Genomic DNA, 26,699 nt, shown 5'->3' on the forward strand with positions numbered 1-26,699 from the left:
TTGATCGCTTTAGCACAGGCTTAATTGAGGCAATATCATGGCACAACAAACAGGATTACAATTTACCTTTACCGTTGAAGGGCTTGACGCGTCAACATTTGCTGTGACTGAATTTAAAGGTAACGATACGTTGTCTTTGCCTTTTTCTTTTACGATCGATTTAGCCAGCCGAAACTCAAGTTTAACGCCGCTTGAAACCATTGATCACAATGCAAAATTGACGGTTTGGCAGCACGGTGAATTACAACAGCAATGGCATGGTATTGTGCGCCAATTTTCTCAAGGCGATACCGGCCACAGCCATACAATCTATCAAGTTGAATTTGTGCCACCTTTGGCGCGATTAGCCTTGCGTCAAAATAGCCGTATTTTCCAAACACAAACGGTGCCTGAAATTATCTCTATTTTGCTGCAAGAAATGGGGATTAATGATTATAGTTTTGCAATCAGCCGCCAATTGGTACAACGTGAATATTGCGTACAATACCGTGAAAGTGATTTAGCCTTTATCGAGAGAATTGCCGCAGAAGAAGGGATTTTTTATTACTTCAATCACGACAATAAGAAAAACACCCTCATTTTTAGTGATGATACTCAACATGCTGTCAGTCTCGTTGAGCCTCTGGTTTACAATAGCCGCAGTGGGGGTAGCAGTAACGTGCCTTTTATTCGAACTTTTGCGCGTAATACTCAAATTTGCTCATCATCCGCTCAGCTAAAAGACTACAGCTTTAAAAAGCCGGCTTATAGTTTTTTGCAAACATCAGCAGCTAAAGAAGCAGATTATCAACAAGCCACGTATGAGCACTATGATTACCCCGGTCGTTATAAAGATGATGCCAGTGGTAAACCTTTTGTGCAGTTTAGAATTGAATCTCTTCGACGCGATGCTCAGACCGCGAATGCTAAAACTAATGTACCCACTATTCTTCCCGGCGTGAAATTTACGCTACAAGAGCATGATGATGACACCTGTAATCGTGACTGGTTGATCATTGCCGTCACCCATGTTGGTACTCAACCCCAAGCATTAGAAGAAGCCGGCGGCGAAGGCGCAACAACCTATAATAATGAGTTTGTTGTTATTCCCGCTCATCGTCCTTGGCGTCCGCCGTTTAATGCCAAACCCACAGTTGATGGCCCACAAATCGCGCTGGTTGTTGGGCCTGAAGGTGAAGAAATTTATTGTGATGAATTTGGGCGAGTCAAACTTCAATTTCCTTGGGATCGTTACAGTAACAGTGATGATAACGCCAGCTGTTGGGTACGCGTTTCACAAGGTTGGGCGGGTAGCCAATATGGTATGGTTGCCCTGCCTCGTGTTGGCCATGAAGTCATTGTCAGTTTTTTAGAAGGTGATCCTGATCAGCCGATTATCACTGGCCGTACTTATCATGCTACTAACCAGCCCCCTTATGAATTACCTGCTCATAAGACCCGCACTGTTTTACGCACTGAAACCCACCAAGGTGATGGTTATAACGAACTGCGTTTTGAAGACCAGGCAGGTAAAGAAGAAATCTACGTTCGAGCTCAAAAAGATGTCAATGTCTTAGTTGAAAACGACCGTACCGATAACATTAAACATGATTTACACCTTGATGTAGAAAATGAACGCTTTAGCCATATCAAAGTGAATGATCATTTAACGGTTGATGGTGAAAGCCGCCAGCATGTTAAAGGTGACTCTACCCTCACCGTTGATGGCAACCTACACATGAAACAAGGTAAAGCCTTGTTACTCGATACGGGTAATGAAGTGCACTTAAAAGCAGGCAGTAAAATTGTCATTGAAGCCGGTGCGGAGTTAACCCTTAAAGCTGGCGGTAGCTTTATCAAAATTGATGCATCTGGTGTGTCAATATCGGGGGCTGCAATTAACCTCAATTCAGGTGGTAGTGCAGGCAGTGGCTCCGGCTATGCAGGTGTTTCGCCGTTATTACCAGGTGCGGTTGAAGCGGCTGTGGCATTAGTTCCTGCTTCTTTAATTAATTACTCTGCAGTACTTCAAAGCGGAGCTTTATTTGTAGAGTTATGTACATGTGGAGGTGGTACATGTCCGATTCATTCTCCAAAGTAATGGAGCTAAATTCATTCACGCCAATAGAACTGAATCATTATCAATACGCAATTATTGAACCGCAACTATGCCCTGATATCTTTAAGTGGTGCTATACCTACGCAATAGATAATCCTATATTTGAAAAAATTTTTGAAGAATCACCATTTCAATCTATTGCTGATGGGCCAATCCTTCTTCAGTTAAACGATATAAATCCTGATTTTTATCAATTGATATATGACAAATCAATGCACTCACCCATCGGTTGTTTTTTAACATCATCGTTAACTATGAATGAATTGCTTCAACAAATTAGAGGTCGTCTAACCGCGAATACCTCTTATGGCGAATCTTTATTTCGTTTCTACGAACCTCGTGTTCTTAATGCATTAATTACGGTATTAAACGAAGAAGAAAAAATAAACATTTTTTCCGGTATCGATAACTTAATTTGGTGGGATAAAGGCTGGAAGCACTTCTCTCCTCCTCAGCATCATGAAGGGAAGTTACGCTCTCAGTTTCAGTGGGTTATCAGCGATCAACAGATTGATAATATTAATAAATTTCTAGCATCCTAACAGGTATTATTTTCTTATGACAAACATATACACCGTTAAGCCAAATGACACTCTGTTAGGTATTGCGATCAAAAACAAGATTAGCCTTGTTGAGCTGTTGGAGTTAAATCCCCAATACCAACCCAATCCAGATCTAATAAACATCAACGATAGTATTACCTTACCAAATCAGGAAAAACCAAGCTCAATAGAACTAAAGCCTGTTGAACCTGTAAATATGAATCGACCAACAGAAGGTGGGTGTGCCATTGCAAGACCTACCTGTAAAGGGATAGAAGTATATGATGTTATATTCAAGACAGGAGATAAAACTAAAGAATACTTGTTGTTAGATAAACATGCTCAAGAATTACTTGAAGAAGAGATTTCATATACTCAACAACTGATTGATGGATATGAGCAAATATTGCAAAAAGCGCCTGAAAACAATGCAAATCAAGATTCTGCCGCTGTTGCTGAGCATAAAGCCATGCGACAAAAATGGTATAACATGGCTATTTCTTCAGGAGCTCTGCCTGTTAATACACAAACTGAAGCACAACCAACGCCTGAAGATGATCCTTTTGTAAATACAATTGGCATCAAGCGCAGTGATATTAATAAGAACACAGCACAAGCAAAAATAAATGAACTAGAAGAAAGAAAAAAAATTATAAGAACGGTTATTACTTTTGAACCAACAGAGATAACACTCGTTGATGCTTTAATCTCAGAGATCAATACAGAACTGAAGCGGCAAGAATACTATATAAAAGCAGTGGCTAGTACTGATGAATCCTCAGTAAAACAAGGTATTAATCCAAAAAACTTCACATCAAAAGATGTAGCACTAACGAATAAAAAACAAGGGATTATTGAAATCTTTATCGTTTCACAAAATAAATTGGTTTACATACGCCAAGATTTTATGGCACGAGAAAAACCTTTTTGGCGTCATTCAGAAAACCATACCCACTTGAATCAAGCTGTCTCTAGCGGCAATTGGAAAGAAATGGGTAAGGCAATATCATCAGATATTACAAATGGCATGACAGATGGTATTAAGAACACTATTGACGGCCAATTCGAAGGTAAAATAATAGGCTGGCAAGTCCCTGGCTATAAGCTCAAAGAATGGAAAGCAAATAAAGAATTTAAAGATGCCAACGGCGAAACGGTTTATGCCGTCAGTGCGGAAGCGCAATTACTAAGATTTGCAGCACAAGCTAGTGTAAAAGGTGATTTTAATCTTAAACAAGCTAAATTTGATCTCGGCTTTGCCGCTGAGTCTTCCGCTTCATTAGCAGAAGGTGCGGTTACATTTAATAGTTACTTCCCACATGAAAAAGGTTACTCCGCACTTATTACTTATACTGATGCTGACAGAAAACCTGCCTTATACCCTCTAGGTCACTTTAGATGTAGCGCAACATTAACATTAAGTTGTTTAGTGACCGCTATGGTTAATGGAAAAGCTATGATCAGTAATCAGGCTGAGAAAAGTGCGGGAACTGGGGTTATTTTCTCACCTCACCCTACGATGGCAGTAAAACCTTCTGGGCAAATAGGTGTTAGTGCCGAAGGATTTGCTGGTGCTCAAGCTGGCGGGCAATTAAGTGGAAAGGTAGAGTGGCTAACCCCTCAAAAGATGGGTACTACCGATTTTTCAGCTTTAATTGAAATTAAAGCTGAAGGCAATGTGGCGTTTGGGCTTGGTGCTGGGGTTGATTTTCAGATTCGATTAGATAGAGGTAGCTTAGAAATCCATTGTAGTGCGCGCTTAGTATGGGGCCCAGGAGCGTCCGGCGGTTTTGGCACCTCGATTGACTTTTCACAGTTATTTGAATTGGCAAAAATTATTTGGGAAGCGATTGATACTATTGGCTACCGTATTATGGGTAATATAAATGAAGAGGCTTACACTTATTTATTTCGAGCCGCTTTTAGTGCATTTACAGAAAAAGATTTCAAGCCAATAGAAGATGCAATAGAAATTGGCACTAGAAAAATTGATACTTGGTGGTTGGGCCGCATAGATCATATCAACGAAAATTTATTCATTTCAGATGAAGCCAAACGTTTAACAAAACGGATTTTAGATAGAGAGCGTAAAGTGTTGAGTGGTGTCAGTTTAAAAGTTCTTCCTCCTGAAACGGTGGGAATGATGCTCAATACCCTAGTACATACATATTGGCTTAATCTTGAGGAGGAGCAAGAAGCAGCAATTTATGTGTTATTAAGCGGAACTATTCGTTCTTGGCGCAAGTTTGTTGAAGTGTTAGCCCACATGAATGTCGAAGGTAAAAAACATAGTTCAGATGATGCGCTTGTGAAAAACCTACAGCGAATAAATTATATCTTAGATGGCGACCAACAAAAAGAATTTAATCAATGGATAGCTCAATTAGCGAGTGTAAATTATTTAGATAATATGGGTATGATCCCTTCAACTCCATTCACCATTTATGATTTCCAACATAGAAAACAAAAGAAAAGAGAATTAAAAATTTAATTTGGAGCTGCCGACAATAGCCAAGTGTTATTATCGGCACTAACTAAATACTACTTTACTGGTATCGTTTACTGCAACGCGCAACGGAAACCAATTGATGAGTAATATTCATCTTGAACTATATCTTCACCTGTTCTGTAAGTAGTTAAGTCCCAACCTCTCATGACCTTTTTAGATCCTGTTGATGGGCCTTGAGGATCGAGTTCTGAGGATTGTTGATAATAATCTTTGCTATACCAATCATTGACCCATTCTTGTGTATTTCCAGACATGTCATACAAACCAAGTGGATTTGGTGGATACAATTTGACCTTATACCTATCGCTTATGTCCCCGATATTCCACTCATCTTTTGTGTAATCGACATACCTACCATCAACTAGATGCCTACCATTTTTGGGTTGGAGATAACCGTTGTTGGTAGCATAGTATAGATGCTTTCCACGATTTCTTGCTGCATATTCCCATTGTGCTTCTGTGGGTAAGTCAATCGGAGAACCTGTTAATTCACCCAGCCATAAACAGTAATCTTTTGCCTCTTGCCAAGTTTTAGTCGGTGTTGCTCTATTTTTGAACTTTTTATCAGTAAAATCATACTTCTCCCTATCTTCAGCATGGACAACTGGCAGATTCTGCGCCCTTTTAAAAGCATCAAAACCGTGATAAGTCGTTTCATGATTTGATAATGAATAGTTACTTAAGGTCACTTTATGTATAAAGTTAGAGCCAGTTTTAAAATTGGAAATAGTCGTATTACACTTAGCATCTGGCGACCAATCCATTCTATCCGTAGAAATGGGGTTACAAGGTGCTTTAAATGCGCCCATCATAAAAGTCCCTCCCTTAATAAACACCATGCTTTCTAGTGATTCGACAGCAACAGCCACGATTTGATGTTGAAGTTTGGTATCTGCATCAGGGTAAAGCTTTTTTACTTTCGCTTCTATTTGATTGATTTTTTCAGCTGGTACCGTTTTACTGGTTACTGAAGCCGTTGTCTCTCCATTACATGCTGTTAATACACATGCGCTTATTAATATACTCAGATATTTTCTATACATCACTTAACCCAACCTTCCTTATTCGTATCCATCCATTAAACAACACTCATAGCCTTTAAATATTTTTACTTAGACTTTCTAATTGTGAAAATTTTAATGCTAAGCCTTTTATTTCACTATCAAGTTGTTGAAGCTCTTTTTGTACTTCTGGCTGATTTTTATTAATTATTTGTTGCTCAATATAATCAATTCTGCCATAAACAGGTGATAAACCAATCGCGTAATCGTTGAGATCTTCTGATAATGAGGCCATTTTATTGTTTCGGCTTTGGCTCATTGTTTGTTGTAAGTTTGCAATATTGGTTCTGGTAAGCTTAAAACGTCGATATTGTGTCTCAAACCGCTCTTGAATATCGGCAATATGCGCTTGATTAGGTTCTATTTGTATCTCATTTGCTGGGCGTAAAGATAAAGGAATACTCAGTGATTTATTCACACTAGACACAGGGAACGAATCTTGATGATCCACCTTAGGCGTTGTGAGCTCTAAATACCCTTTAATCACAAAAACTGATAATCCTACTAGTAAACCTAAGCAAAATATCCAATATGGACGTATGCGGTGTTTATTCTTATGCGATGGTAATTCAGGCGGAATATCATCCACCTTATCCATCTGCTTTTCTTCAACTAACGCTATTGGCTTTATATTCCCTTCAAGATAATCGACATGTTCAAAAATCACATAGCTAATGGCTTCTAAATCAGGAACATGTTGAGGATGGACATCAAGAAACAGTTCATAAATTTCTTTACAACAACGCTCACAACGATAAAGATCTTTTAACTGTGACTGTTTCGGTTCTAATCGACGTAAGTCATCACCTAATCTGGCAATCAACCAACGATAGAGATCTGCACATTTTATGAGATTAGCATCGTTATTATTATAAAGGTGCATCAGCGCAGCAAGTTGAAGTTCAAGACCATTAGCGAGCCCACCTATCCCACTCTCTTTTACTAATGCTGTCGTATAATAAAGTGTCGTCAGAAAGTTTAATCCGTCAGTGCGAGCAAGATCCTCACACAACCTCTTAACTTTATCCCAATCGATTTTTCCATAGGATGGATTATTAAGGCGATTAATCTCATCTCTAATCAATTGATATCTTGTTGAATTTCTAAGTGTGCTTTCGTCATCCACAAACGTAAATTGTCGACCTTGATAAAAACCCATCGTACTCAATGGTTACTACTCCCCATAAAAATAGATCAAACGCTGTGACAAAGCACATATGTTATTTCGTACTACCTACAACGAGCTATATTAAGCAATTATCAAGCCAATAGTGGAAATAACAAGCCATTGAAATTAAAGAAATATTTTTCTTCACATCCATTTCAGGCAATAACTTGCTCAATATGAGCAACATCTTGCCCGTTGAGCAATAAATGGCCCGGCATAAGCAACAACTCGCCCACAGCTATTTCCACTTAAAACAAACAGCATTAAAAACAATAAGTTATATTAAATTAAATCTTGGCATGCATCCTGCTTTAAGTACAAATACATTCTAACTTATTAATATAAAGGACATTACAATGCCAACTCCTTGTTATATCTCTATCCAAGGTCGTACTCAGGGCAACATCACCGCAGGTTCATTTACCGCTGATTCAGTCGGTAACATTTACGTTGAAGGCCACGAAGACCAAATGCTAGTGCAAGAGTTTAAGCATGTCGTGACCGTGCCAACTGATCCACAATCAGGTCAACCTGCTGGCCAACGTGTTCATAAACCTTTTAAATTTACTGTGGCATTAAACAAATCTGTACCACTGATGTACAACGCATTGGCATCAGGTGAAATGCTGCCAACAGTTGAGCTTAAGTGGTACCGCACTTCTGTTGAAGGTAAGCAAGAGCATTACTTCACAACTACGTTAACCGATGCAACGATTGTAAATATCGACAATCAAATGCCACATTGCCAAGATTCAACCAAAGCTGATTTCACTCAGCTTATTGAAGTTTCAATGGCTTACCGTAAAATTAACTGGGATCATACGGTTTCAGGCACATCTGGTGCTGATGACTGGCGCGCCCCGCTAGAAGCGTAAGAATCAAATAATTATTGCCCGCACAGTTATCCAGCGCGGGCTTTTATATCTTTGTTAAAACATTATTTACTGTTATTACAGAGGATCCGCTAGAAATTAGCCCTATATATCCTGACCTCATTAGCATGTATTTACTGTAAGTAACCGTATTATTAATATGAATATCATTAAATTTAAGCTTGGCAATATTACTTATCAATTTACCGTTTCAAAACAGCAAGAAGCGTTGTTATCATTAACAGATGAAGTCACTATCGATCTAGCGACATGGCAAGGATTTTCTGAAGCATTAGATGCCTCTATTTTAAAAGCTATTCCTAAAGCGCTAACACCTCCATCAACACAAGAAATTAAGCATGCCCAAACTATTGCACACGAACTAAATCTCTCTCTACCAGAGAATTACACTAAACAAGTTATCGTATGCCGACAATTTATTCAGCAGCACCTTATTGCTCATCAACGGTTATTATCAATGTTTAATAACGTAAAAGGTAAATTACTAAAATAGCAATTTAATAACTAATACGATTAATGCAACTAATAGATACGGCGATTATTATAATAAAAAATAGATCAACAAAGATTAATATATTGATTTGCAAATAAAACTAATAGCGTATCGTTCGTGTTTGTAGTATTGAATACAGCCTATAACGTTATACTTGAGGTATAAATCTCAAGTACTTTTATAATAATTGGAATTTCATAAGAATTGGAACTCAATAATAAAAATAACTTTCTTATTAAGTCCCAATAAAGAATTAGATAATCTTAACACCTTCCGTTTCAAGCACACTATTTGCACCAGCACGATCGATGATCTTAACGAGAACAGATTGAATAGTTTCATCTTCTCGAACATCATTTTCACTCACAAACTTTTGTTCTTGAGGCTCAGCGCCTTCTGCAAGCGTAAAGGTAACAACTACTTCCGTTGCAATATTCGATGTTTTACCAAAGTAGGCAAAAGAAAGCTGAGGGTAACCTTTAAAGCCTTTTTTAACTTGTTTTGCGATACGTTTTTTAGCTTTATCTACATTCATCATTAACCCTTGCTTATTATCGAATAAAATCAAAATGGTACCAAAACATAATACGTTGATTATAGCGACGATAATACTTAAATTATGCATTAAGCAGCGTAAAACCACTCTGGAGGAGATCGTTTGGTCCATTTAGCAAAGGCTGCCTTGTCACCACGATAAAAATTACGATAAGCCTCAATCGCATTCGCTTCTACTTTATAATCATTTGGCATGGCCTGAGCAAATGGCGTTAATCCTATAGCATCATACGAATGACGCTCAATCTCTACCAACACCGCAATTGATTTATGATCAGTTGTTTTATTGTACCTAAATTTATATTCTTTATTTAATGCTAACGTTAATGCTTTTAACCAGAGAAAATTATCATAAGATTGCTCAACCCAAAGCACGCAGGGATGATTCATATGGGTTGATTTATACGGTGTCGTAAATCCTTTTTTATTAAGCGCCGTACATAAAAGCTGCACGCTTTCTAAAATCATTTTAACCACATGCTGATCACAATGATATTGAGCACATTTTTCAATATCATGATCTAAAATAAAAATATTCATCACATCATCCCTTATTGAACATACTAATAGCTTAGCTCAATATAAAATGCTGCTCGTGGATTTTATATCTCTATTTCAGTGTACTGACGTTGATAATGCGCTAACAGTTGCTGTATTCCCGTTATCGGAATCTCTAATGTTGCAGTATTTGTAAAGGGATGACACTGTATGGATGAGTAATTAAATATACTTTTATCAATAATTAATTCAACCGCTGCTTGAGTATCTTTAACAATATCCAAAATAGAAATAGAGCCAGCACTGGTGCCTAAGTATTTCTCTAAACGGTTACCAGAAGCAAAACTTAACCCTGAAACGTTTAATATTTGGCTTAATCTTTTAAAATCAACGGTTTTATCGTCCATCATAATAATTAAGAAATGACGATTACCTTTCTTATTTTTAATAAACAGATTTTTGGTTGCTGCACCATCAATATCTAAAGCTAATAAGTGCGCTTGCTCACAATTAAACACCGCAGGATGCTGAAACTTTTTATAATCAATGCCTAGTTCATCAAGTATCTTATATATATTCATGCTTAACTCCATTTTAGCGAATATTTAAATACTTTATTACTATTTCATTTATTACCCTCTAAGTAAATATGAATAATAACCAATAACAAGTATCGAACTAATCGCGATAAATCAGCCGCAATGTATTTTTAATAACCAGGGAATTTTAAATACTAAGAGAATGTAAAATAAGGAAGGCATGCAGTAGTTTTTTATTGATCAAATAGGGCCTAATCATTATTAGACCCTAAGATCATCATATCGATTGCTACCTACACGGTAAACAATGATAGTAATGCAGTTAACGGTCAACCATTAACTCAGTGCTGCATCTTACTTATAAAAAGCTTCAACAGTGCCTTTTAGCGTAATAAGCATTGGGTTACCGCGACGATCTAATGCTTTAGGTGACGGTACTTTTACCCAACCTTCACTGATGCAGTATTCTTCAACATCAAAACGCTCTTTACCGTTAAGTAGAATGCCAATTTCGAATTCAAAAGCAGCTTCTAGGAAGTGTGGGCTACGAGGATTACCAGAAAGGTGATCAGGTAAAGTTGGTCGTGATGTAGTATCGGTCATGATGGTGCCTGTTGAAAATAAAAAGTGCGCTATTGTAGACAATCTCGGACTAACGCTCAAGAGCTGTATTAATAGAACTAAAAACTAAGCATTAAATGACTGCAATGCAATCATAGCCGCATCTGCTTTCGTCGCCTGAACAAAAATATGATCATGGTAATAAGCAGCAACTACATTCGCGCTAATATTATGCTCGGCTAACTTCGCCGACACCGCAGCAGTTAGCCCTACCGCCTCTAAACTTGAATGAACCGTTAATGTAATTTGACGAAAACAGCCACTAAACGCTAATTGTGCCTTCTCTGCTACCTTTTTTTCAAGGATCAGCGTTAGCCCTTCCGCTTCTATAAACGTAGCTTTTGGCTGCAAATCAACATACTCTTTTAGCTCACCTGTAACCGTACAGAAAACAAACTCTGACTCGACTAAAGCAGGTTTCATTGAGGCTAACAATTCACTTAACTCTGTAATACCTGACATAACTTATCTCTCTCCATGATAATTACATATCAATAAATGTTTAACCCATATTTGATTAAACATTTATCGCATTAAGCTCATATCTTTATACAGAGATTGACTGAGTTTCAAGTGTTTTTGTTACTCGACAAGGATTCCCAACCGCTACACTATTAATTGGAATATTACGGGTTACCACGCTACCCGCCCCTATCACGCAATTATCACCAATGGTTACCCCTGGTAATATCGACACATTGCCACCAATCCAGACATTATTACCAATGCTGACACTCGCGCCATATTCTTGATGTTGACGTTCAATAGGATCTAAAGGATGCGTAGCCGTTGAAATCATCACATGGGGACCAATCAGCACATTATTGCCAATCGTGACTTTGCAGACATCAAGAATAGTTAAATTATGGTTTGAATAAAAATTACTGCCGACTTCAATGTTATAGCCATAATCACAGAAGAAATTTGGCTCAATGTGAGCTCTGTCTTTAATGATCAATAATGCTTTTAATATCGCCATTTGATCTTCAAGCTGCGTAGGATCAGCGATATTAAAGCGATGACAAACAGATTTAGCATGCATTCGATCAGCAAAGAGTTGTTCATCACCCGCGTTATAAGCAAGGCCAGCTAGCATTTTGTCTTTTTCGTTCATGGTGACTTTCCAGAGTAAAATAAAGCCACCATTAAAGTGTATTTCTCAATTTTAGTATGTGTGCTATTACTCAATTATGAAAAATCACTCAAGTTAAGTGCCATTATTTCAATCATATAATGACACTTATTATTTATAATGATTACTCAGGTAATACCCAATCCGGACGAGGGAAATGACAGGTATAGCCATTGGGTTGATGCAACAAATAATCTTGATGTTCAGATTCAGCATGCCAAAAATCACCAGCAGGCACGACTTCCGTCACAATTGGTCCCGGCCACACACCAGAAGCATCCATCCGTTTAATCAGATCTTCGGCAATGATTTTTTGCTCATTAGAGGTATAAAAAATAGCTGAGCGGTAAGATGTACCAAGATCATTGCCTTGACGATTTACGGTCGATGGATCGTGTATTTGAAAAAAATAAGCCAGGATTTTAGTAAAACTGGTCTGCGTGGTATCAAAGATAATCTCAATCGCTTCCGCATGAGTTCCATGATTGCGGTAGGTCGCATTTTCAACATCACCGCCCGTATAACCGACCTGCGTTGCAATCACGCCCTGCTGACGACGAATAAGATCTTGCATACCCCAAAAACACCCACCAGCCAGTATTGCTTTTTCGAGACTCATATCATTACTCCTATTGCCACATTGCGTGAACTTATGACTTTTCATACAACCATAAGTTGATATTTATCGCAATTAGAACTTGAAAATACCACTTACAAATTAGTGATGGTTGTGTGAGCGAATATCATTGATGAGTTAGCTAGATAGCTAACTCATTGTTGGAAAAAGCAAGCTAGATTAATTACGTTTTTTAGCCCAAGCAAACTGTTCAAACATAGGGCCTACTGGTGTTTTAGCTACATGATTGGTGTAGTTACTGATCACTTTTTGCGATAGACCTAGGATAATTTCAAGTACTTGCTGCTGGCCGTAACCTGCTGCAAAGAATGCATCCATTTGCTGGTCAGACACGTTACCGCGTTCACGAACCATCGCTAATGTGAAATCATGCAATGCTTGCAGTTTTTCTGTTGGCATTGCCTCTTCATTACGCAGTGCTTCGGTTAATGCAGGATCAACTTTCATCGAGTGCGCAATAGCAGTATGTGCTGGTACACAGAAAGTGCACTCATGCTCTACGTTAATAGTTTGCCACACAACCGTTAGCTCTTCTGCATCAAATGAGCAATTCATAAATATCTGGTGAAGCTGTTGGTACGCTTTCAGTGTTTCTGGCGACTCTGCCATTACCGCAAATAAGCCAGGTACTGCGCCCATTTGTTTTACAGCACCTTCTAGCATTGGTTTACTTTTTTCTGGCGCGGTTTCTACTGTGTGAAAAATAAATTTGCTCATTTTCAATACTCCAATCGTTGTTCAAAATAAAGGAAAATATTATGTGATACTCCACAAAAAGAAGCCGTCTTCCCTACCTACGAATTGAACTATAACGAAAACTGAACGATCGTTCAAGCAGCAAATTGAACGACCGTTCAAAACACTAACCACTTCATCTTTATCATACTGATTGTAAATGATTTATTTTTCTAATTTTGTATTTCTCTTTAATCAACAGGCATAAAAATAAGCAAATTAATCTTTACCTCGTCACCCACTACCACTACAATTGAACGAGTGTTCATATATAAATTTACAAGATCATATTATGGCAAAGACAGCAAAATTTGACCGCCAAGAAGTAATAAACAAAGCCACCAATTTATATTGGAAAAAAGGCTTTCACGCGACATCAATGCGTAACCTGCAAGACGAAATTGATATGCGACCGGGAAGTATATATTCAGCTTTCAATAGCAAAGAGGGATTATTCAAGGAAGTACTGCGTAACTATACCAATATCGGGCTTACGCAAATTGAAGCGTTAAGAAATATGTTTGACACTCCTATCGAAGTATTAAAGGCATTTGTCAAAGCACAAGTTATCGACACCCAAACTAATGCGCCAAATGGTGTCTGCATGCTTGCCAAAACCATAGGAGAATTAACGTCAGAAAATCAAGAACTAATCGATGTGACTAAAGATTGTCTTAACGAAATTTTACTGGAATTTACTACGCTGATTAAAGAAGCCCAAGCGCAGGGAATTATAGATTCAACTAAAGATGCTGAAGAATTAGCAAGCTACGTGCAAATTCAAATAACGGGTTTGCGTACCTTCGCTAAAGTAAATAATAATGAGGCATTACTTCACAGAAAAATAGACGATATATTTAACAACTACCCGTTTGCTTAAGTGTTTCCTAATAAATACCTAATGTTACAAAACCTATTAGGAATCCAAATGAAACACCCCACACATCTGCGTTTGTTTGCATTTTTATAAATTTACCCCATATGTACTTATTCTCAATCATCACCAATAGGGTAATAATTGGAACCAAACACATAAAAAGCATGGTTTTATCTAGCAGAAAAGGAAATTGACCAAGCAATAAACTGTGAAAACTATCGCACTGACGAGCCAGCCAATAACCGACTACCGACCCGACAATACTGGGAATTATACATTTCTTTGGTATCAAGCCAATAATCCTTCTTTGTTCTTTTTATAAACGAAAAGTGAGAGATGTGCTTGGCGTTCACTCTGCCCAAGATTCACATATCGGAAGTCGAGTTACGAAGCTATCCGTGATCTACTCAACACGTGATCAAGCCTCAAAGAAGACAATTAAATTTTACGTAGAAACATAAATGATTATTTGAACTCGCTTATTAATATAAATTAACTACCCCCGAAACGGAGCAAGATCAATCCCTTCTATCTTACAAACAGCCTTTATTGTTGAATCGTCACAAAGGCATTTTAAATAAGCAGCAAGGTTTTCAAACATTAACGGGGATTTTTCGATTGGTAACGACCACTGTGCCAACATAAATAAAAAATAATCACATGCGGTTAGCGTATCCCCAATAAGATATTGGTTATATTTGAGTTGATTATTAATAATAGCTAGGGCTTCTGCAATTCTCTCGTCTTGTGCAGCAATAATATTGGAAATGGTTGCTGTATCATTTGTATGGCGATGTGGATAGTAACGTACCATTAGTTCGGCTTGTAGCGTGTTATTTAAAAATGCTAACCATTGATAAAATAGAGGGCGCTTAGGATCTCCCACCGCCGGCATTAAATTTGATTGAGGATGCAATTCACAAAGATGAATACAGATAGCCGAACTTTCAAAAATAGGCTGTTCACCAATAACTAATGTAGGGATTCGGCCTGCTGGGTTTAACTTCAAATAATCTGCTGATTTTTGTGCATTAGACTGCTTATCAACTAACAACAATTCATAATCTACATTTAAGTGATGTAATAAGAAGTGAGGTGCTAAACTGGCATTATTGGGATAGTAATAAAGCTTGAACAATATCGACTCCTTGTCTAATCGTTTTTTATTAATGCATTACATTAACTCACCCTATAGATTACAAGTTAACCATTCAGTTAAAAGCGCGACTAAATAACCTTATTTTTTTAAATTTTTGCGAGCTAGGCGACAAAACACCACTACTAATCGTTGTCTAATCTCACCCTATAAAATTATTTTAATAATCATACGATTGTACAGCTAACGAAGATAGATATGAACAATATAACGATAGCACCATCACAAGCTACAATAGCATTAACAACAGATTTGCTTATTACTCAAGTAAACGCTGAACTGACCTTACAGCCCCTTGATTTAGTCAAAATAAAAGGCTCATATTCACAATTTTTTGCTTACTTTGAGGCCAAATTAGCACCCTATATTGATGGCTGGGTTGATATGGTGAACCGCGATAAGACTACTTTGACAAACCTGAATAGTGACTATGGCTATTTTGCTTTTGCACATTATCTCGCACGTCAATACGATCCTACACGCTGGTCAGAAGAAGTGATGGTGATGACGAAAGGCTTTATTAATATTACTGATAAAAAGCTTTCTTTTAATCCTATCAGCATTCATCATATTTACGATTATCTGATGACAGAATTATTGGATATGAATAATTTAAAACACCAGCTACGCCATTTATTGATTACCGATAATATTAACTATTTATACCGTAACACTCCACCTTGCATTCACCGATATGCGGTTGACGATTCAGAAAATATAGCAAAACGTATTCAGCAGAATATCTGTTTCTTATTCATGTTATATATCAAAACAATCGCGACAACGACAAAATCAATCATTAGCAGTAAATAAGCACTGATATCAATCTCCACATCATTCCTGATGTTTTATATTAATGAATGATGTGGTGATAGTAATCAGTAACAGTCTTAACGGGATTATCTTACAGTAGCTGTCTTAGTTTATGTTCAACTAATGGGTCGTTAGGAACCAGTTGTTGCGCCATTTCTAGTAATTGAATCGCATCTTGTGGATGATCATCTTGATGTTTCAAGGCTATATCAATCAAAGGTTGTACATCAATTTGAGCTTGATGCTCTTGTACATGCGCTTCTTTTTCATCAATCAAAATATTATGTGCTTTACTCAATAACCCTAATCGGTGTTCTGAATATGCATTGGCCTTACTTAGGCTTTGATAATAATCTTCTTTAAAGCGTAATGTTTTTGTTTGTTGACGAAACTGAGCAATATCAAGTTGCTGATGGCGAATAAAATCAACAGCGACCTGCTTATAGAAACCAAACTTATTAAGGTAAGTAGCATGCGTGCCGTGTCCCATTCCAAACACACGTAAATGGGTCAATTCTGGATAACGTTTGGCATGTAAGCGATCGATATTATTGGTGGGATCGTAAATGATATAGCCTTTAGCTTTACCTAAATCAAGATCGTGGTAATCCCCTTCCCAATCAAATTGCTGCGCCAGTTCAGTACTAGAACGACTATCCCACGGGGCGATGGTTTTATTCTTGGTACTCACTGGATGAAATAATAAAACTTGATCAAGTTGCAATAAATTGGCAAAAGCACCCACCGCAAAACCACCACGACTGAGACCATAGCCTAAGCGATAGCTAAACGGTTCAAGCAACGTAGTTAACTGTTCAAGAAAGAAAATTAAGTTACGACTACGAAACCAATTACTCTTTCCTAAATGTTGAAAAGAGATAACATTCACGTTCTGTTTTTTAGCGAGGTGGAATCCCCAAGGTGCAAAATTCTCATCAATATCTTGCTGCTGTACGTTGGTTCCCGCAGGCGAAAATGTAAACAGTAGCGGCTTATTTACATCAACAAACTCATACTTAACAAACACATCATCAAGTAAGTCCCCTCCTGACATTGGAAGTTGCGCTTGCTGCTGTGAACGAGAGTGTGTTAGCCACTCATCTAACCAATACAATAATTTCATTTTACCCACCTTTAAAAACAACCGCGGGATTGTAGCAAAGATAGGCATTAAACGAAAATTTTAGTTAGAACACTAATTATTTAATTTAACTTGCTCGATTTTAAAGATAAAAAATATTCCATACGGTTTTTTATTTTTTAATGAAAAATAAACCAAATAATATTGACCTGTCTATAGCTTTACACTTCATACTAGCCAAATATTAACAATACACATATACACATCGGATCCGTCATGTATTTGATTTCAGAATTAGCGACTAAAGCAGGAATATCACGTACCACGCTACTCTATTATGAGAAGCAAGGGCTGATTAAAGGCCACCGACTGGATAATGGATATCGTCATTACAGTGAAAGCGATTTGCAACGGTTATTTTTAATTAAACAACTTCAAAGTGCAGGCTTGACGCTAAAAGAATGTCAAAGCTGCTTAGAAGCAAAGTTGGATAAAAGTATCTTGTCAGAACGGTTAACTCAACTGACAGAAGACATTCAAAAAAAGACCCAAGCGCGTGAGTTGTTATTAGGGTTACTTGGGGAACGATCACAGCGAGAATTACATAGTTCTTTAAGTAAAAGTGCACCCAATGTCCACCTTAACTGGCTCAACACGCAAGGCTATGATGAAAAAGAAGCTCTCAGACTAAAGTGGTTATCAAAAGACATGAATGAACACAATGCGTACATGAACGATTTTATGACAATATTTACACCATTAGAGCAATGGGCTCCGGGTAGTAAACAAGATACCTTAAATGCCATATCACTGATGCCTAATCAGCAAATGCGCCGTATTTTAGAAATTGGCTCAGGCAAAGGCGGATCGACAGTATTACTGGCTAACAATACCAAAGCACATATTACCGCGGTAGATAATGAACCCGTTGCAATTGAACAACTTAATCAAAAAATCAAAGACTCACAATTGGTCGATCGTATATCACCTGTTTGCGCATCAATGACAGCTCTACCCTTTGAAGCCAAGAGTTTTGATGCTATTTGGGCTGAAAGTTGTGTTTATATTATGGGAATGGAAAATGCACTTCAACAATGGAAACCGTTATTAAAAGATGATGGTATTCTGGTCGTCAGTGATTTGGTTTGGCTTACTGATATGCCTGATGAAAACGTTAAACAATTTTGGCTATCCAATTATCCCGATATTCAAACGATACCTACAAGACTCAAGCTATTTCAGGCTCAAGGTTATGACGTAATTGATCATTTTTCACTGGGGCTAAACGCTTGGGAAAATTATTGGCTACCATTAAAAGCAAGGGTTGAAGCATTACAACCAACCATGCCAACCTCTCAAGCATTACTGGATGTAGAACAAGAAATTGGTATTTATGAAACCAGTGTTGCCAAAGATTTCACCTATCATTACTTTATCGTAAAACCGAGTAAATAAAGCTTATGAGCACACCATCATTAGTTGATTTAGGTTTACGTCCTTTTTTCCAACAACAATTATCGTTAGAAGAAGTCGCAAACTGTTTCCTTGGACGAATCATTGAACAACATAAATCCGACGTGATTATCTTAGCTGGTGATGATGCACTAAGATATAAGCTACCACCAAATTTTGAGGCAATATGTGTTGGCGACTGGGTGGTTTTTAATCAAAACAGATTGGTTCGCGTTCTTGAAAGGCAATCCCTTTTTCAGCGAAAAGCCGCAGGTAGTAGCCGAGACCGCCAACTTATTGCAGCAAACCTCGATGTGGTATTTATCGTTAGCTCACTTAACGACGATTTTAATTTAAATCGAATCGAACGTTATTTAGCGCTGGTAAAAGAAACCCATGCCGAGCCTGTTGTGATCTTAACCAAAGCTGATTTATGTGATGACGTAGAAGATATTCGACAACAAGTTCAACAGTTAGACTCACTGTTAAGTGTTCACTGTGTTAATGGGCTTGCCCACAATAGCCTCTCCGTATTAAAAAGTTATTGTCAGCGTGGTAAGACCGTCGCCTTTTTAGGTTCATCTGGCGTGGGTAAATCGACACTGGTCAATAATCTACTTAACCATAATGAAATGGAAACCAATGCGATACGAGAACAAGACAGCAAAGGACGTCACACAACAACGTACCGTACTATAAAATGGCTACCTGAAGGCGGGCTGTTGATGGACACCCCTGGAATGCGAGAACTACAACTTAGTGATGTAAAAGAAGGGATAAAACTCACATTTGCTGATATTGAATCTCTCGCTACTGCATGTCGTTTTAAAGATTGTCAGCACCAAAATGAACCCGGCTGTGCGGTAGTAAAAGCAATCGCAAACGGCGAATTATCGACAAGAAGATTGAATAACTTTCATAAACTATTACGCGAAGACGCTCATAATAGTGCGACATTGGCACAAAAAAGAGCAAAAGATCGCACCTTTACTAAAATGGTCACCGCCATTCAAGATCAAGCGAGGTCGATAAAAAAATTCAAATAAAAGAAAAAACAGCATAATCATCTTGACCTTCCCTGTAATGGAAGCTTTATGCTGTCATTCTAATAACAAATACATATCGAGCTCATCATGAAAAAATTATCTTTAGCTATTGTTTTATCAGCACTACTTTCTACCACTGCATTTGCAAGTGAAAATGTGGTCGATCACAGTCATGCAATGCCAACTAAATCAGTCGTTAGTCTACAAGCATCACAAACAATGATGAAAGACTCGATGGCGGCAATGTCAGGTATGCATACGTTAAAATTAACCGGTGATCCTGATTTAGATTTTGTAGCGGGTATGTTGCCTCATCATGAAGGGGCTATTGTGATGAGTGAATCAATTCTACCAACACTGACTAACCCTGCGGTGCATAAATTAGCACTTAATATTATTAAATCACAAAAAGAAGAAGTGGTTTATATGAAGCATTGGTTAGCCACACACAAAGAAATACCACTAGCACAACGTGATATTGCTAACTCACAAGAAATGATGACCAAATCAATGAAAATCATGCACAACATGATGGAAGTTAAATTAACTGGTCATCCAAATGTTGATTTCATTGCGGGTATGATCCCTCACCATGAAGCAGCAGTAGAAATGGCAGAAGTCATCATGCCTTATCTAAAAGATCAATCAACGAAGACTCTCGCACAAAGTATTATCAAGTCACAACAACAACAAATTAGCTTTATGAAAACATGGCTAAAAGATAATACACCAGCGACAGTGCCTGCGAAGTAAATAAGATCACACTTACTTATACATAAATCCGACTTAAATAAGTCGGATTTATTTTATCTGTTTTTAATCAATCGAAAACTCTCGATATTGACCACTTTCAAGCCCAGCTACCGATAAGTGTCCTACCGATACACGATGCAGTGCTAATACTTCATTTTGAAAAAAGCCAAACATACGTTTCACTTGGTGGTACTTCCCTTCAACCAATGAAAGCCGTGCTTGATACTCTGAGACGATCTCTAAATGCGCGGGCTTAGTGATGATATTCTCATACCCAAAATAAATACCCTCTTTGAACACGGTAATATATTCTTCAGTAACAGGTTTTGATAAAGTCACTTCATATACTTTTGCGAGTTTGGTTTCAGGTAAACTTATTTGACGTGACCATGTGCCATCGTTAGTTAACAACACTAATCCTGTCGTATTAAAATCTAACCGCCCAACAATATGTAATTCATCTTTTTGAGGATGATCAATTAAATCTAATACAGTTGTATGCTTAGAATCTTTGGTCGCACTGACAATACCTTGCGGCTTATTCAACATAATATAAATCGGTTTATTATCTTGAAGGCTGTGACCATCTAATTCAACATGCATAAATTGAGTCACTTTCTGATGCGTTGAATGTGCGGCTTCTCCATCCACGATGATCCTTTTCTGAGCAACCAAAAGACGAGTGTCTGATATAGAGTAAATACTATGTTGACTTATAAAACGATCGAGTCGAGTGGTAGACGATTTCATAACATAACAATATCCGCAGTATGTAAAAATGCATTCGAAAATGTACTTTTTAAGAAGTGAACATCTTTACATATAACAACAAAAATAGAACAGCTATATTTTGAAAATTAATGTTCAGGTGTACTTGATGTTATTTACTTTTAATAACACTTTAAATATTGATTAATTATCATGGGCTAAATATGATATTATTCTGTTAAATATTTCACCACAGAGTTAATTTTTTGAAATTCTCACTCTTACAATATAAGCGTCAAACTCTCGCTTCATGGTCACTGATTTTAGTGAGTATTGTGCTATTGGTGTGTATTTCTCAAAATTTAGGCCTTTCTACATTATGTTCTTTAACGCCGATAACTGACGCAACTGAACAGCTTCAATCTCATCCACAAACGCACTCAGATCTAGAAACGCAATGCAGTAATAGTGAGCATCTTGTTAATGCCAACACGATTAACATTGATTTTGCGATTCCAATGTTTATCCTCGCCCTTGTTATTATTGCAGCGATATTAAAGCAATCGGGTGTTAAGTACTTCCCTCCTGAGCCAACAACCTCCTATGGTGTACGGCGACATTTAGCTTTTTGTACCTTTCAAGAATAAACACAATCAGGGTCTGAAGAACGAGCATTATTACGCCTTAAAAAACCAAGGCATCATAGTGTGTGATAACAGCCCCTCCTAATACTTATATCTTTTTATATAATTATTCACGGAGCAACATTGTGTTTAAAAATCAAATTATTAGTACTGTTTTATTTACGGTATCGTTAGTATCAGTGCTATTTCTAGCGACGATCCCTGTCGCTACACCATCGCTAAAAACAGGCATGTTAACCCATCCACCAGCACAACTCTGTTTAATACTAACGGAATTACTCAATCACGATACGGTGATTCAAACACTAGAATTTGGAAGGGGGAAATAATAATGACAACTAAAAAAAACCAATCTAAAAAAGCGACCAATATAGCAACTAAGCTATGGCTAAAAGCAAAAGAAATCATAAAACTGGTGCTCATTTTATCACTCTTTTTTATCGCTATAGATGCTTGGCGCAGTAAAGATATGCCATCAGACGTGATCCCTACATTAGCGGCAAATACACTGGATCAGGAATGGGTTGATATTAAAAAGATGAGTGATGAAAAACCCGTATTACTCTATTTTTGGGCGACATGGTGCTCAGTGTGTAAATTTGTTAGCCCTAGTGTTGATTGGCTTGCGGATAATCATCAAGTGGTATCGGTTGCGGTTACATCTGGCGAGAACCAACGGGTTGCCCAATTTATGAAGTATAAAGAATACAATTTCCCAGTCATCAATGATCCAACAGGTAAAATTGGTCGAGAATGGGGCGTTACTGCGACACCTTCAATCATAATCATTAAAAATGGTCAGATTTCGTCAATAACAACCGGAGCAACAACCCCGATAGGCTTATGGTTACGGCTGATTTTTACTTAGCTCGTGATATAAATCATGTCATAGTTACTACCAACAATGGTTGTTGGTAGTAACTTATGCAATAACTATCGTTGTAAAATAAGCTGTGCAAAATAGCCTAATTAACGCTTAAATTTATCAGCCCATTGTGGCCATATAGCCGCGAGATCCATGTGCTGTTCGATAGTATCTGCAATACGATCAATGCCTTGCTGACGAATTTCATCAAAATCAGGAGTTTGGGTCGCTTCTAAACCAGCCCAACGTAAAATAGCATCACATGCACCTTGTTGTTCGAAAATACCATGCAAATAGGTGCCAAACACGTGATCATCACAGCCTAATTGACCATCAGGACCATCTGTTAACTGTAATGGTGCATTGGCACTCACACCTTGAGTAACACCCGCATGAATTTCATAACCTTTAACGGTAACAGGCATTTGATTAGGCATGGTTAGTGTGCCCTCTGTTTGTTGCAGGCATTTGTTTTTCTCAATGGTGGTAGCAATAGATAAATACCCTAAACCTTGGCTAACCCCCGCTTCACCTTCAATCGCATGCGGATCAGCAATGGTTTCACCTAACATCTGATAACCACCACAAATACCCATCACTTTGCCGCCTAAACGCAAATGACGTTGGATCTGTTTATCCCAACCTTGTTCACGTAAGAATGCTAAATCACTGCGAACGCTTTTGGTACCTGGAATAATGATCAAATCGGCGGCAGGAAAAGGCTGACCTTTGCCGACAAACTGCAAGTTAACTTGCGGATGCATGCGCAGGGGATCAAAATCAGTATGGTTACTGACGCGGGTTAAAACAGGCACTACCACCTTTAATTGATGATCAGCGGCATCAACTTGTTGGCAGTTAATCGCATCTTCAGCTTCTAACATTAAGCCATGTAAATACGGTAACACGCCTAATACTGGCTTACCTGTTTTTTGTTCTAGCCACTCTAAACCCGATTCAAGTAACTTAATATCACCACGGAAACGGTTGATAACAAAACCTTTGACACGCGCTTGTTCTGATTCAGACAATAACGCTAACGTGCCATAGATATGGGCGAACACCCCACCGCGATCAATATCTGCAATAATGATCACCGGCACATCGGCTTTTTCAGCAAAGCCCATGTTTGCCACATCATTTTCACGTAAGTTGATTTCAGCAGGACTACCCGCACCTTCAATAACAATGGTTTGGTATTGTTGTTGCAGCAATGCGAATGATTCCATGATCGGCGTCATTACCACTTTCTTGTAGTTATGAAAACCCACAGCATCCATATCAGCTAAAGCGTGACCTTGTACGATCACTTGTGCGCCAACATCGGTATTGGGTTTAAGCAATACCGGATTCATATGTACACTAGGCTCAATACCACAGGCTTGAGCTTGAACGGCTTGTGCTCGCCCAATCTCACCGCCATCTTTGGTCACAGCGCTGTTTAATGCCATATTTTGTGATTTAAACGGTGCCACACGAATACCTTGGCGTGCCAACACGCGACATAATCCAGCTACCAGCACACTTTTACCTGCATCTGACGTCGTACCTTGTACCATTAATGCACGTGTTGTCGATTGTAATGTATCCGTCATTTCCTAATTCCATATTCATATAATAAAAGTGAGTAATCGCAGATCATCGTTATCTATATCGAATTAACCATCTTAGCTACTGCTCATATTTGGTAATAAATCATAAAAAACAAGTTTGAATAATCATCAATCTGGTGTATATGATAACGATTATCATTTTTTATCACTTCTTTTTTATGAATTATCTTATTTTACCGACCATGTTGGTATGGCTATTGTTGGCAATTAGCATCGGTTGTGCGTTAACAAAAACAACTTCTTGGCGTATACCACTACTATTGTCACTGATCACAGCCGTAACGTTTAACGTTTTAACAGTTATCGGTGCAGCCATTATGATCAGTGGTATTGCTATTGCCAGTTTTACTGCTCGGCAACAATCTAAGCCCTTAATCTACGCGGGTCATACCATTGTGATTTTGTGGGTCATCGGGCTAATTCTACATTTATACCCTGGTATCAATAATTTGTTGGTGCTTGATCACGTCAATAGTGGCCCACTTAGTCGATCATTTACGCTTTACTTTAATATCGATAAACCCATACTTATTTTTGCACTGCTACTACTCGTGCCCAATATAGTAAGCAATAACGAATATAACTGGCATCATCTTTCGCTCTCCCGCATGCAAAAAAGTATTATTGGTGGCGGATTAATCACATTACCGTTATTAGCATGGGCATTACAACTGGTACAGCCTGAATTCACTTTACCGTCATGGTGGTGGATCTTTGCTATTAATAATCTCATTTTTACTTGTGTCGCTGAAGAAGTACTTTTCCGTGGTTATATTCAGGGACTGCTATGTAAGAAATTAGCTCCACCTATAGCGATTATTATTGCGAGTGTTTTATTTGGATTTGCACACTTTGCTGGTGGTCCATTGTTTATCGTAATTGCGACACTGGCTGGCATACTTTATGGTTTAAGCTATTATTGGACTAAGAAGATAACGGTCGCTATCGTGGTTCATTTTGCATTTAACTTATTTCATTTAGTCTTTTTTACTTACCCACTACCCTTGTAATAATGCAAAATAAAAAAGAAGTCTTATCCCTTCTTTGAACACAGCACCGTGTGCTTCAAAAGCATAAACAGGGATAAGGAACAGGATGGAATGTCACAATTATTGCTTATAGATGTTCTCAATAATCCAACACTATTATTGAATGCTAATCATAAATGCAGTTATCAGATCATGACTGAAGCCCGCCACCTCTCATTATTAGGGCAATTAAAGGCGTGTTGTGAGCGGGCGAATATCGAACACGATCTTCCCCTCCACACCCAACAGCAATTACTGTCTGGGTTTCACAGCTACCAAAAACAACAACAGCAATTGTTACTTGAACATCAATATCTCACTGAGCACTTACAAGGGGTTATTAGTTCATGGCGCTACTTACGCGGTAGCGCCTTGCAATTACTTGATAACGATATGTTTGCTGGCAGAATTAAGCATAATATTGATATTTATGTTCCGCAGCAACACGTTGCCAATGTAGAAAAAGCACTGTTAAACAATGGTTGGCGTTATAAAAATATTGCTGATTATGAAGAAACGTTTTATCGTCGTTGGGCACAGCAAACCACGCCATTGATCCATAAACAAAGGCGTACTGAGCTGGCAATTCACTTTCAATTATTACCTAAAACATTAATCAACAAACTCGACCCAACCCCTTTACTCCACCACCACTTATCACCGCCATTGTGTGAACCTGCCACATTATTATCGCCAGATGCAATGGTACTTCATCAAGCAATTATGTTATTTCACCAAATGGATTACCATTATGGCTTACGGGATATTTACAGCCTATATTTGCAGTTTGTTTTCTTCAGTAAAGACCCCACGTTTTGGCATAATTTAATTCAACTTCACCAACAAGTCGGCAATGATAATAGCCTTTATCTTGCGGTCAATTTATGTCACCGCTTATTTGATTTATCTGTGCCTGATAATGTATGGGCATATTTTAAGCAACATAAGTTAAACCGATTATCCTATTGGTTCTATCAACAACATTTTATTGATGCCTTTCTCTACCAGTTTCCTTTGCATCGCAACATTGGTTATCGTGACGCCGTAAAATCACTGCGTTTTCGTGGCCGTTTAAAACAAATGCCAGTCTACTGTATTGTGCCGCATATTATTAAACGATTAATTGTTAATAGTATTCCGCATGACGATGAAGAAGTGATCAACTAAATACGACTAACTTCC

The 26,699-nt window shown here is 38.0% G+C and carries 29 protein-coding genes; 15 read left to right on the plus strand and 14 right to left on the minus strand.

Features of this window, described 5'->3' with window-relative positions; all coding sequences use genetic code 11:
- The first annotated feature begins 37 nt into the window (after positions 1-37).
- From CZ809_RS04120 to CZ809_RS04130, 3 genes are read left to right on the plus strand one after another with little or no spacing between them, the layout of a single operon-like run.
- Positions 38-2,080: a type VI secretion system Vgr family protein gene (locus CZ809_RS04120; protein ID WP_080156142.1), complete on the plus strand. Its 2,043-nt coding sequence runs from the start codon at positions 38-40 to the stop codon at positions 2,078-2,080.
- The gene (locus CZ809_RS04125) at positions 2,056-2,640 is read left to right on the plus strand and encodes a DUF4123 domain-containing protein (RefSeq protein ID WP_159447931.1); all 585 of its coding nucleotides are present in this window, start codon (positions 2,056-2,058) and stop codon (positions 2,638-2,640) included. Before CZ809_RS04120 ends, CZ809_RS04125 begins: the two co-directional genes overlap by 25 nt.
- Positions 2,641-2,656: 16 nt before the next feature.
- The gene (locus CZ809_RS04130) at positions 2,657-5,131 is read left to right on the plus strand and encodes a LysM peptidoglycan-binding domain-containing protein (RefSeq protein ID WP_080156144.1); all 2,475 of its coding nucleotides are present in this window, start codon (positions 2,657-2,659) and stop codon (positions 5,129-5,131) included.
- A gap of 68 nt (positions 5,132-5,199) precedes the next feature.
- Here CZ809_RS04130 and CZ809_RS04135 read toward each other — a convergent pair whose 3' ends face one another.
- On the minus strand, positions 5,200-6,192 hold the full coding sequence (locus CZ809_RS04135) for a formylglycine-generating enzyme family protein (RefSeq protein WP_080156145.1): 993 nt from the start codon (positions 6,190-6,192) through the stop codon (positions 5,200-5,202).
- Positions 6,193-6,247: 55 nt separating this feature from the next.
- Entirely contained in the window at positions 6,248-7,369 is a 1,122-nt protein-coding gene (locus CZ809_RS04140; protein WP_080156146.1) for a type VI secretion system ImpA family N-terminal domain-containing protein, read from the minus strand.
- A 365-nt stretch (positions 7,370-7,734) separates the two neighbouring features.
- On the opposite strand from CZ809_RS04140, the gene CZ809_RS04145 reads away from it, so the two are divergent.
- Both CZ809_RS04145 and CZ809_RS04150 read left to right on the plus strand, forming a co-directional pair.
- Positions 7,735-8,253 carry an Hcp family type VI secretion system effector gene (locus tag CZ809_RS04145; protein WP_045038862.1) on the plus strand — a complete coding sequence of 173 codons (519 nt, stop codon included), beginning with the start codon at positions 7,735-7,737 and terminating at the stop codon, positions 8,251-8,253.
- A 157-nt stretch (positions 8,254-8,410) separates the two neighbouring features.
- A complete protein-coding gene (locus CZ809_RS04150; RefSeq protein WP_080156147.1) occupies positions 8,411-8,764 on the plus strand; it encodes a hypothetical protein in 354 nt (117 codons plus the stop codon).
- Positions 8,765-9,017: 253 nt separating this feature from the next.
- On the opposite strand, the gene CZ809_RS04155 is transcribed toward CZ809_RS04150, so the two are convergent.
- The 8 genes from CZ809_RS04155 to CZ809_RS04190 form a co-directional block, all read right to left on the minus strand.
- A complete protein-coding gene (locus tag CZ809_RS04155) occupies positions 9,018-9,299 on the minus strand; it encodes a hypothetical protein (protein ID WP_080156562.1) in 282 nt (93 codons plus the stop codon).
- 89 nt (positions 9,300-9,388) lie between these two features.
- Positions 9,389-9,859, minus strand: coding sequence for a pyrimidine dimer DNA glycosylase/endonuclease V (locus CZ809_RS04160; protein WP_080156148.1), 471 nt, complete (start codon positions 9,857-9,859; stop codon positions 9,389-9,391).
- 62 nt (positions 9,860-9,921) lie between these two features.
- Positions 9,922-10,398: a prolyl-tRNA synthetase associated domain-containing protein gene (locus CZ809_RS04165; protein ID WP_159447932.1), complete on the minus strand. Its 477-nt coding sequence runs from the start codon at positions 10,396-10,398 to the stop codon at positions 9,922-9,924.
- Positions 10,399-10,710: 312 nt separating this feature from the next.
- Positions 10,711-10,959, minus strand: coding sequence for a DUF3297 family protein (locus tag CZ809_RS04170; protein WP_080156150.1), 249 nt, complete (start codon positions 10,957-10,959; stop codon positions 10,711-10,713).
- Positions 10,960-11,043: 84 nt separating this feature from the next.
- Entirely contained in the window at positions 11,044-11,439 is a 396-nt protein-coding gene (locus tag CZ809_RS04175) for an ACT domain-containing protein (RefSeq protein ID WP_080156151.1), read from the minus strand.
- A gap of 85 nt (positions 11,440-11,524) precedes the next feature.
- Positions 11,525-12,091, minus strand: coding sequence for a sugar O-acetyltransferase (locus tag CZ809_RS04180; RefSeq protein ID WP_080156152.1), 567 nt, complete (start codon positions 12,089-12,091; stop codon positions 11,525-11,527).
- A gap of 142 nt (positions 12,092-12,233) precedes the next feature.
- Positions 12,234-12,728 carry a peptide-methionine (S)-S-oxide reductase MsrA gene (gene msrA, locus CZ809_RS04185; RefSeq protein WP_080156153.1) on the minus strand — a complete coding sequence of 165 codons (495 nt, stop codon included), beginning with the start codon at positions 12,726-12,728 and terminating at the stop codon, positions 12,234-12,236.
- Between the two features lie 177 nt (positions 12,729-12,905).
- Complete coding sequence (locus tag CZ809_RS04190; RefSeq protein WP_080156154.1) at positions 12,906-13,463, minus strand: carboxymuconolactone decarboxylase family protein; 558 nt, start codon at positions 13,461-13,463, stop codon at positions 12,906-12,908.
- Positions 13,464-13,773: 310 nt separating this feature from the next.
- On the opposite strand from CZ809_RS04190, the gene CZ809_RS04195 reads away from it, so the two are divergent.
- Positions 13,774-14,361 carry a TetR/AcrR family transcriptional regulator gene (locus CZ809_RS04195; RefSeq protein ID WP_080156155.1) on the plus strand — a complete coding sequence of 196 codons (588 nt, stop codon included), beginning with the start codon at positions 13,774-13,776 and terminating at the stop codon, positions 14,359-14,361.
- Between the two features lie 493 nt (positions 14,362-14,854).
- Here CZ809_RS04195 and CZ809_RS04205 read toward each other — a convergent pair whose 3' ends face one another.
- The gene (locus tag CZ809_RS04205) at positions 14,855-15,496 is read right to left on the minus strand and encodes a glutathione S-transferase family protein (protein WP_080156157.1); all 642 of its coding nucleotides are present in this window, start codon (positions 15,494-15,496) and stop codon (positions 14,855-14,857) included.
- A 216-nt stretch (positions 15,497-15,712) separates the two neighbouring features.
- Here CZ809_RS04205 and CZ809_RS04210 point away from each other — a divergent pair, with 216 nt between their 5' ends.
- Entirely contained in the window at positions 15,713-16,327 is a 615-nt protein-coding gene (locus CZ809_RS04210; RefSeq protein ID WP_080156158.1) for a hypothetical protein, read from the plus strand.
- 91 nt (positions 16,328-16,418) lie between these two features.
- Here CZ809_RS04210 and CZ809_RS04215 read toward each other — a convergent pair whose 3' ends face one another.
- Positions 16,419-17,450 carry a cytosolic protein gene (locus CZ809_RS04215; protein ID WP_080156159.1) on the minus strand — a complete coding sequence of 344 codons (1,032 nt, stop codon included), beginning with the start codon at positions 17,448-17,450 and terminating at the stop codon, positions 16,419-16,421.
- Between the two features lie 234 nt (positions 17,451-17,684).
- Here CZ809_RS04215 and CZ809_RS04220 point away from each other — a divergent pair, with 234 nt between their 5' ends.
- The 3 genes from CZ809_RS04220 to CZ809_RS04230 all read left to right on the plus strand — a co-directional run bounded on the left by CZ809_RS04220 (position 17,685) and on the right by CZ809_RS04230 (position 20,659).
- A complete protein-coding gene (locus CZ809_RS04220) occupies positions 17,685-18,863 on the plus strand; it encodes a MerR family transcriptional regulator (protein ID WP_080156160.1) in 1,179 nt (392 codons plus the stop codon).
- 5 nt (positions 18,864-18,868) lie between these two features.
- On the plus strand, positions 18,869-19,906 hold the full coding sequence (rsgA, locus tag CZ809_RS04225) for a ribosome small subunit-dependent GTPase A (protein WP_080156161.1): 1,038 nt from the start codon (positions 18,869-18,871) through the stop codon (positions 19,904-19,906).
- A gap of 87 nt (positions 19,907-19,993) precedes the next feature.
- A complete protein-coding gene (locus CZ809_RS04230; protein WP_080156162.1) occupies positions 19,994-20,659 on the plus strand; it encodes a DUF305 domain-containing protein in 666 nt (221 codons plus the stop codon).
- A 63-nt stretch (positions 20,660-20,722) separates the two neighbouring features.
- On the opposite strand, the gene CZ809_RS04235 is transcribed toward CZ809_RS04230, so the two are convergent.
- Positions 20,723-21,310 carry a pseudouridine synthase gene (locus CZ809_RS04235; protein WP_235865780.1) on the minus strand — a complete coding sequence of 196 codons (588 nt, stop codon included), beginning with the start codon at positions 21,308-21,310 and terminating at the stop codon, positions 20,723-20,725.
- A 323-nt stretch (positions 21,311-21,633) separates the two neighbouring features.
- Between CZ809_RS04235 and CZ809_RS04240 the strand changes: the two genes are divergently transcribed.
- The 3 genes from CZ809_RS04240 (at position 21,634) to CZ809_RS04250 (ending at position 22,879) form a co-directional block, all read left to right on the plus strand.
- The gene (locus CZ809_RS04240; protein ID WP_080156164.1) at positions 21,634-22,014 is read left to right on the plus strand and encodes a hypothetical protein; all 381 of its coding nucleotides are present in this window, start codon (positions 21,634-21,636) and stop codon (positions 22,012-22,014) included.
- 122 nt (positions 22,015-22,136) lie between these two features.
- Positions 22,137-22,340 (plus strand): hypothetical protein, encoded by a 204-nt coding sequence (locus CZ809_RS04245; RefSeq protein ID WP_080156165.1) that lies wholly within the window; start codon positions 22,137-22,139, stop codon positions 22,338-22,340.
- 2 nt (positions 22,341-22,342) lie between these two features.
- Positions 22,343-22,879 (plus strand): protein disulfide oxidoreductase, encoded by a 537-nt coding sequence (locus CZ809_RS04250; protein WP_080156166.1) that lies wholly within the window; start codon positions 22,343-22,345, stop codon positions 22,877-22,879.
- A 101-nt stretch (positions 22,880-22,980) separates the two neighbouring features.
- Here CZ809_RS04250 and CZ809_RS04255 read toward each other — a convergent pair whose 3' ends face one another.
- Positions 22,981-24,471 carry a cobyric acid synthase gene (locus CZ809_RS04255; RefSeq protein ID WP_080156167.1) on the minus strand — a complete coding sequence of 497 codons (1,491 nt, stop codon included), beginning with the start codon at positions 24,469-24,471 and terminating at the stop codon, positions 22,981-22,983.
- Between the two features lie 140 nt (positions 24,472-24,611).
- Between CZ809_RS04255 and CZ809_RS04260 the strand changes: the two genes are divergently transcribed.
- Together CZ809_RS04260 and CZ809_RS04265 are read left to right on the plus strand one after the other, a co-directional pair.
- Positions 24,612-25,499 (plus strand): CPBP family intramembrane glutamic endopeptidase, encoded by an 888-nt coding sequence (locus CZ809_RS04260; protein ID WP_235865781.1) that lies wholly within the window; start codon positions 24,612-24,614, stop codon positions 25,497-25,499.
- 90 nt (positions 25,500-25,589) lie between these two features.
- Entirely contained in the window at positions 25,590-26,684 is a 1,095-nt protein-coding gene (locus tag CZ809_RS04265; RefSeq protein WP_080156169.1) for a nucleotidyltransferase family protein, read from the plus strand.
- Positions 26,685-26,699: the final 15 nt, after the last annotated feature.

It is taken from the genome of Photobacterium piscicola (genome assembly GCF_900166965.1).
In the GTDB taxonomy this organism is placed as follows: Bacteria; Pseudomonadota; Gammaproteobacteria; order Enterobacterales; family Vibrionaceae; genus Photobacterium; species Photobacterium piscicola.